Raw genomic sequence first — 6,700 nt, 5'->3', positions numbered from 1 at the left:
GACTTCTCGGACATTTCTTTTTTGCAGGCTGGCGGACATTTCAACTCCCCCGCCACATCCGATATGGCTCTCGATGCTCGGACAGTTATACAGTTGCCCTATCCTCTGGTGATCCAGCCGCATCTGGCCTGTAGCCAATGACGAACTCCATCACCTTGCCCGACGACATCTCGCACGGCTTCAGCCGCGGGCCGGTTTCCAGCACATAGAGATTGAAGCTGACGATGTCCGTTCCTGCCAGCTCGTCCGCGAAGAGCCAGACGCGACGATTGTCTTCCGATCGCTTGACCGTCACGCCCCAGCGCCGCCCGTCGAACCGTCCTTCGCCATATCCGTGTGGGATCAGCGAAAGCGCCCCGAAAAAATCCGGCGGCGGCTCCTGCTGACCTCCCGGGTTCATCACGCGCTTTCGGCGAAGCTTTTCAACGAGTCGCCTGCAAGCCGATACCGGATCCATTCCTTCATCGGATCCGCACCGATTGCGTCGTAGACCTTGATGGCTGGTTCGTTCCAATCGAGCACGCTCCACTCGAAGCGGCCGCAGTTGTTTTCGACGGCGATCTGGGCGAGCCTCTTCAGGAGCGCCTTGCCTGCGCCAAGCCCACGCGCCGCCGGGGTTACGTAAAGGTCCTCAAGATAGAGTCCGTTGCGAGCCTGCCAGGTCGAATAGCTGAAGAACCAGATCGCCATGCCGATCGCCTCACCGTCGCGCTCGCAGATCAGTGCCCGTGTCACCGACCTGGGACCAAAGATCGATTCCTCGATTGTCTCCAGCGTCGCGGCAACTTCGTGTTCGGCTTTCTCGTAGATCGCCAGTTCGCGAATGAAGCGCAGCAAGGTTGCGGCATCACTTCGCGTTGCCGCGCGGATCGCTAAGGGCATGACTTCTCCGTCGGTATATAATTCTGCTGGACTGCTGGCTCATTCGGCAGCGGATTTGACCTCAACGACGTCCACTTCGTAGGAATAGCCGTCGAGCATGCCATAGGCTTTTTCGATATTGCTGATCTCGGTCTCGGCCTTTGCGATCGCTTCGTTGATCGTCTCGCAGCGCGATTTCAGCATCCGGCCGAGGACATCGGCTTCAGGCTTCTTGCCTATGCGGTCCATGTGGTTGCGGATGCGCGCCCGGTGGCGTTCCATCTCCAGGATGTGGAAGCGGGCGTTGACGATCTTGTCGGTGAGCTTGCGGCGCATGGCGGCCACAGGGTCAAAACTCCCCGGTTCCCGCTCATCCAGAATGATGTCGTTGACCAGCGTCTCCAGGATAACCAGCCCCTGAAGATCCTTGCTGTCGGCGAGTTCCGGATCGAATCCCGTGTCATCATAGACCTTGCGACGCAGCGGGTCCGACAGGAGCTCGTAGGACGCCGTCAGCTTGGCGAACGCGTCGACATCTCCTCCGGCATCCGGATGAGCGGTCTTGGCGCGCTTGCGGTAGGCGTTCTTGATGGCCTGGCCATCGGCGTCCTGGGAAACACCGAGAAGTTCGTAAGGGTCGATCACAGTGTCACCTGCTTTCGCATAATCATTGTGTTGTGGTAGCGGCTTAGGACCATGCGCTCAACCCATATAAAGGCTTGTGGCCATTTTGGGGGCGGCAACACTCCCTCCCCAACTATCGAGATTCGGCGCGATCGTAAATTTCTCGTCCGTCCCTCTTCTCCTTGCGCGTCACGGCGCTAGCCTATCTGTGTCGAAGGAGAAACAGCCTATGTCTGCACGGTTCGTTTTTGTCATCCTGACTTTGCTGCTCTTGCCGGTTTCGGCAGCCAAAGCTGAGGATCCTGTGGCCGACGCCCAGGCGGTGATCGCCGCACAGATCTCGGCTCTGGTGGGGAACGACGCCGAGACGGCTTATTCCTATGCCTCGCCCGGCATCCGCAGCCTTTATCCAAACAAGGACCAGTTCCTGCAGATGGTGCGCAAGAGCTACCAACCAGTCTATGCAGCCAGTTCCTATGCCTTCGGCAGATCAACGCTCATCGGCGGCGGTGAGGTTGTGCTTCAGGAGGTGATGATCAGCGCCAAGGAAGGCAAGGACTGGACGGCGATCTACGAGGTCCGGCTGATGGACGACGGCAGCTATAAGGTCAACGGCGTGCGGATGATCCGCAATACCGTGAGCCAGGGGATCTGAGCCGAGCATCAATCCGACAGTGGGGAAGCAGGACGCGCCCCCTACCCCAGCGCCTATACCGGATCAATGTCACCCTTGGCCCAGGCGTCTTGTGTCTCGGCGAAGAAGTCCGCAAAACGGCCCTCGGCGATCGACTGGCGAATGCCCTTCATCAGGTCCTGGTAATAATGCAAGTTGTTCCAGGAGAGCAACATGCCGCCAAGCGCTTCGTCCGAGCGGATCAGGTGATGAAGGTAGGCGCGGGAATAGTCGCGCGCGGCTGGGCAACTCGATTCTTCGTCCAGCGGCCGCATGTCTTCCGCATGGCGGGCGTTGCGGATGTTGACGCGGCCGCGGCGGGTGAAGGCAAGCCCGTGGCGCCCCGAACGGGTCGGCATGACACAGTCGAACATGTCGATGCCCCGTGCCACCGACTTCAGGATGTCGTCCGGCGTGCCGACGCCCATGAGGTAGCGTGGCTTTTCCGTTGGCAGTACCGGCAGCGTCGTCTCGAGCATGCGCAGCATCACGTCCTGCGGCTCGCCGACAGCAAGGCCACCCACTGCATAACCCTTGAGATCCAGTTGCTTCAGGCCCTCGGCGGAGCGGATGCGGAGTGCAGGCTGATCGCCGCCCTGGACGATGCCGAACATCGCCTTGCCCGGCTGTTCCCCGAAGGCAACACGGCAGCGCTCGGCCCAGCGCAGCGAAAGCTCCATCGCGCGCTCGATTTCCTTTGGCTCTGCCGGCAGCGCCACGCATTCGTCGAGCTGCATCTGGATATCCGAGCCGAGCAGGCCCTGGATCTCGATCGAACGCTCCGGCGACATGTGGTGCAGGCTTCCGTCGACGTGGCTCTTGAAGGTTACGCCCTTCTCGTCGAGCTTGCGCAGCCCCGAAAGCGACATCACCTGGAAACCGCCGCTATCGGTCAGGATCGGGTGTTCCCAACGGATCAGCTTGTGCAGGCCACCCAGCCGCGCGACGCGCTCAGCACCGGGGCGGAGCATCAGGTGGTAGGTGTTGCCGAGGATGATGTCGGCGCCGGTATCGCGCACCTGGTCGAGATACATGGCCTTGACGGTGCCAACGGTGCCGACCGGCATGAACGCAGGCGTGCGGATCGTGCCACGCGGCATGGTGATCTCGCCCAAGCGGGCGCCGTCACTGGTGGCTTTGAGATTGAACTGAAAAGTATCGGTCATCGGTCGTTCCGGAAAAGCAGGCTCGCGTCACCATAAGAGTAAAAGCGGTAGCCCGAGGAAATGGCGTGGGAATATGCGGCCCGCATGGTGTCGAGGCCGGAGAAGGCCGAAACCAGCATGAACAGCGTTGATTTCGGCAAGTGGAAATTGGTCATCAGCATGTCGACTGCTTTGAAGCGGTAGCCGGGGGTAATGAAGATACCGGTCGCGCCACTCCACGGGGCGACCGTGCCGTCGTCCTGCGCGGCGCTCTCGATCAGCCGCAGTGATGTGGTGCCGACGCAGACAATGCGGCCGCCGGCACGCCCGACAGCGTTGAGGCTGGCGGCGGTCTCGGCGCTTACATAGCCGATTTCCTGGTGCATCTTGTGGTCTGTGGTGTCATCCGCCTTGACCGGCAGGAACGTCCCTGCCCCGACGTGTAGCGTCACGAAATGGCGCTGGATACCGGCCGCATCGAGCTTGGCAAAAAGCTCCGGCGTAAAATGAAGGCCGGCGGTCGGGGCCGCGACGGCGCCTTCTTCGCGCGCGTAGATCGTCTGGTAGTCCTTGTGGTCCTGTTCGTCTTCCGGGCGTTTGGCGGCAATATAGGGAGGCAGCGGGATATGCCCGACGGTCATGATCGCTTCGTCGAGCGCCGGTCCGGACAGTTCGAAGCGCAGCGTCACCTCGCCGCCCTCACCCTTGTCCTCAACGGTCGCGACCAGGGAGCCCAGCAGGCATACGGTGGCATCTTCCCCGAACTGGATGCGGTCGCCGATCTTGATCCGCTTGCCGGGCTTGGCAAAGGCCTTCCAGACATCCGGTGCGGTGCGCATGTGGAGCGTTGCCGACACCTGCTGCCCACCTGCCCCCTCGCGATGGCGGATGCCTTCGAGCTGCGCCGGGATGACCTTGGTGTCGTTGAACACCAGCGCGTCGCCAGGCTTCAGGAAGCTTGCAAGTTCCGACACGCGATGATCTGCCAGCGCAGGATCGGCCTCCGGCTTCACGACGAGCAGCCGCGCGCTGTCGCGTGGGCTCACTGGCCGCAGCGCAATGTTTTCTTCGGGTAGATCGAAATCGAACAAATCGACACGCATGGGAGGGGACCGTGCAGAAACGCGAAACCCGCTCCGCCGCGATCGGCGGAGCGGGTTGCTGGTAAAGTGAGATCAGACGTCTGCGGCGACGCGCAGGGAAACGATCGAGTCAGGATCCTGAACGGGTTCGCCCTTCTTGATCTGGTCGATGTTTTCCATGCCTTCGATGACCTGGCCCCAGACGGTGTATTGCTTGTTCAGCCAGGGAGCATCCGTAAAGCAGATGAAGAACTGCGAGTTGGCGGAATTCGGGCTCTGCGAACGCGCCATCGAGCAGGTGCCGCGGACGTGCGGAACAGCCGAGAATTCGGCCTTGAGGTCCGGCTTCTCCGAACCGCCCATGCCGGCACGTGCCGGGTTGAAGCTTTCGCCACCCTTCTTGCCGAACTTTACGTCACCCGTCTGGGCCATGAAGTCCGGAATGACGCGGTGGAAGACAACGCCGTCGTAGGCGTTTTCGCGTGCAAGTTCCTTGATCCGTGCAACGTGACCCGGTGCCAGATCCGGCATGAGCGAGATCACGACCTTGCCCTTGGTGGTTTCCATGATGAGGGTGTTTTCCGGATCCTTGATCTCGGCCATATGCCTTCTCCTTTGTTGGGCGTCGCCCGATATCGGATCTGACGCCTTTGCTATCTGCTGGTTACTGCTTGCCGACCGATACCTTGATCATCTTGTCCGGGTTGGTGACTTCGCCATTGCCACCCTGTCCGCGCTTGATCTTGCCGACATGCTCCATGCCCGACACGACCTTGCCGACGACCGTGTACTGGTTGTCGAGGCTCGGGTAGCGCGTGAACATGATGAAGAACTGGGAATTTGCGGAATTCGGATCCTGCGAACGGGCCATGCCGACGACGCCACGTTCGAACGGCACCTTGGAGAACTCAGCCGGGATATCCGGAAGCGATGATCCACCCATTCCGGCGCGCTGCGGGTTGAAGCTCGAGGAGCCCTCTTTGCCGAACTGCACGTCGCCGGTCTGCGCCATGAAGCCCTCGATAACGCGATGGAAAACCACGTTGTCGTATTCGCCCTTGGCAGCCAGCGCCTTGATCTGCGCCACATGCTTCGGCGCCACTTCCGGCATCAACTGGACGACGACCGGGCCGTCCTTCAACTGGATCGTCAGGAAGTCATCCGGTGCTGCGGCGGCAGGCAGAACCATGGAAGCAAGGGCAAAAGCGCCAGCCAGAGCAATGGTTAGCAGTTTCATGAAAGAACTCCGGTTCAGAAACGCGTCAGCGTTTCAATTTGCTGTTGAGAGCCTGAAGGACGGATGCTGGCACGAACGCGCTCACGTCTCCGCCCATCGCGGCGATCTGTCGGACCAATGTGCCGGTAATAGGGCGCGTGGCAACCCCTGCCGGCAGAAACACGGTCTGGATGTCGGGCGCCATCTGGCGGTTCATGCCGGCCATCTGCATTTCGTAATCCAGATCGGTTCCGTCGCGCAGCCCGCGGATCAGCAGCGATGCGCCAGCGGTGCGTGCAGCGTCGATCACGAGGTTGTCGAAGGCGACGACCGACAGTTTTTCGGCCTTTGCCGGCAGAGCCTCCTGCAGGGACGCGCGGATAAGCTCGGCGCGCTCTTCAAACGAGAACATCGGCGACTTGCCCGGATGAACGCCGATCGCGACGATGACCTGGTCGGCAACGTTGAGTGCCTGCACCAGCACATCGAGGTGGCCGTTCGTCATCGGATCGAAAGACCCCGGATAAAAAGCAGTTGTCATCGCCAGCCTATCCGGCCCTGGAGGGCCATGTCCCAAATGTCGCTGGCCTTTTGTCACGTACGCGAAGTTCTCGCAAGCTCTCGCCTGAACCTCAGATGAATACGCCATTCAAGGTCGCTTCAGCGGCGTTGTGTTTATCTCCCGGATATATCGGGCGTGCTTGGCCGGTGAACCGGAAACGGCTTCCGTTTCTGAACGTCAGATGAACGGGCCATTCAAGCATGCTTCAGAGCAAGCCGTGTAAATGGCTCTCATAAGATGGACTTGGCTGCGCTCGACGTGGCTGGGAGAAAAAAGAAAAGGAAGACGATGATGATCGCGAGACGCAAAACGGCGATGCCCGACAAGATCACGATGATCAACCTCGTATGGAGCGCAATGGTCGCGCTGATGCTCACCGCCACGGTTACCTTGTACCAGGAGAAGTCCAGCGTCGGTGACATCGAGTACCCGCAGATGACCGGCCGCTACCAGCAGTTCTCCTACTATTGAGTTTAGCGGGGCAGCCGTCCTTCTGACGATGTGCCCCCGATCCTGCCCTTCCGGTGGCGACGCCTG

General features: G+C 60.6%; 10 protein-coding genes. 2 read left to right on the top strand and 8 right to left on the bottom strand.

Translation table 11 applies throughout. From position 1 onward, the window contains the following. Positions 1 to 85: 85 nt before the first annotated feature. Genes M0654_RS14330 through M0654_RS14320 form a run of 3 tightly spaced genes read right to left on the bottom strand, consistent with a single transcriptional unit; the run spans position 86 to position 1,506 of the window. Positions 86 to 400 (bottom strand): hypothetical protein, encoded by a 315-nt coding sequence (locus M0654_RS14330; RefSeq protein WP_248683712.1) that lies wholly within the window; start codon positions 398 to 400, stop codon positions 86 to 88. Beyond that, positions 400 to 882, bottom strand: coding sequence for a GNAT family N-acetyltransferase (locus M0654_RS14325; protein ID WP_248683711.1), 483 nt, complete (start codon positions 880 to 882; stop codon positions 400 to 402). Before M0654_RS14325 ends, M0654_RS14330 begins: the two co-directional genes overlap by 1 nt. Positions 883 to 921: 39 nt before the next feature. Then, positions 922 to 1,506: a J domain-containing protein gene (locus M0654_RS14320; protein WP_248683710.1), complete on the bottom strand. Its 585-nt coding sequence runs from the start codon at positions 1,504 to 1,506 to the stop codon at positions 922 to 924. Positions 1,507 to 1,714: 208 nt separating this feature from the next. Between M0654_RS14320 and M0654_RS14315 the strand changes: the two genes are divergently transcribed. Then, on the top strand, positions 1,715 to 2,140 hold the full coding sequence (locus tag M0654_RS14315; RefSeq protein WP_248683709.1) for a DUF4864 domain-containing protein: 426 nt from the start codon (positions 1,715 to 1,717) through the stop codon (positions 2,138 to 2,140). Positions 2,141 to 2,193: 53 nt separating this feature from the next. On the opposite strand, the gene tgt is transcribed toward M0654_RS14315, so the two are convergent. The 5 genes from tgt to coaD form a co-directional block, all read right to left on the bottom strand. Further along, positions 2,194 to 3,324, bottom strand: a complete 1,131-nt coding sequence (gene tgt, locus M0654_RS14310; RefSeq protein ID WP_248683708.1) for a tRNA guanosine(34) transglycosylase Tgt — start codon at positions 3,322 to 3,324, stop codon at positions 2,194 to 2,196. Then, positions 3,321 to 4,406, bottom strand: coding sequence for a tRNA preQ1(34) S-adenosylmethionine ribosyltransferase-isomerase QueA (gene queA / locus M0654_RS14305; protein ID WP_248683707.1), 1,086 nt, complete (start codon positions 4,404 to 4,406; stop codon positions 3,321 to 3,323). The genes tgt and queA overlap by 4 nt, the downstream gene beginning before the upstream one ends. 72 nt (positions 4,407 to 4,478) lie before the next feature. Continuing rightward, positions 4,479 to 4,988, bottom strand: coding sequence for a peptidylprolyl isomerase (locus M0654_RS14300; RefSeq protein ID WP_118849726.1), 510 nt, complete (start codon positions 4,986 to 4,988; stop codon positions 4,479 to 4,481). 61 nt (positions 4,989 to 5,049) lie between these two features. Next, complete coding sequence (locus M0654_RS14295; RefSeq protein ID WP_248683706.1) at positions 5,050 to 5,622, bottom strand: peptidylprolyl isomerase; 573 nt, start codon at positions 5,620 to 5,622, stop codon at positions 5,050 to 5,052. Positions 5,623 to 5,647: 25 nt separating this feature from the next. Further along, entirely contained in the window at positions 5,648 to 6,142 is a 495-nt protein-coding gene (gene coaD / locus M0654_RS14290) for a pantetheine-phosphate adenylyltransferase (RefSeq protein ID WP_248683705.1), read from the bottom strand. A 312-nt stretch (positions 6,143 to 6,454) separates the two neighbouring features. On the opposite strand from coaD, the gene M0654_RS14285 reads away from it, so the two are divergent. Beyond that, positions 6,455 to 6,634 (top strand): hypothetical protein, encoded by a 180-nt coding sequence (locus M0654_RS14285; RefSeq protein WP_199925244.1) that lies wholly within the window; start codon positions 6,455 to 6,457, stop codon positions 6,632 to 6,634. Positions 6,635 to 6,700 lie beyond the last annotated feature (66 nt).

Origin of the sequence: Neorhizobium turbinariae (assembly GCF_023223505.1) — a bacterium.
Taxonomy (GTDB): domain Bacteria; phylum Pseudomonadota; class Alphaproteobacteria; order Rhizobiales; family Rhizobiaceae; genus Neorhizobium; species Neorhizobium turbinariae.
The sequence above is the reverse complement of the archived record's forward strand: the minus strand, read 5'-3'. Positions and strand labels throughout refer to the sequence as shown.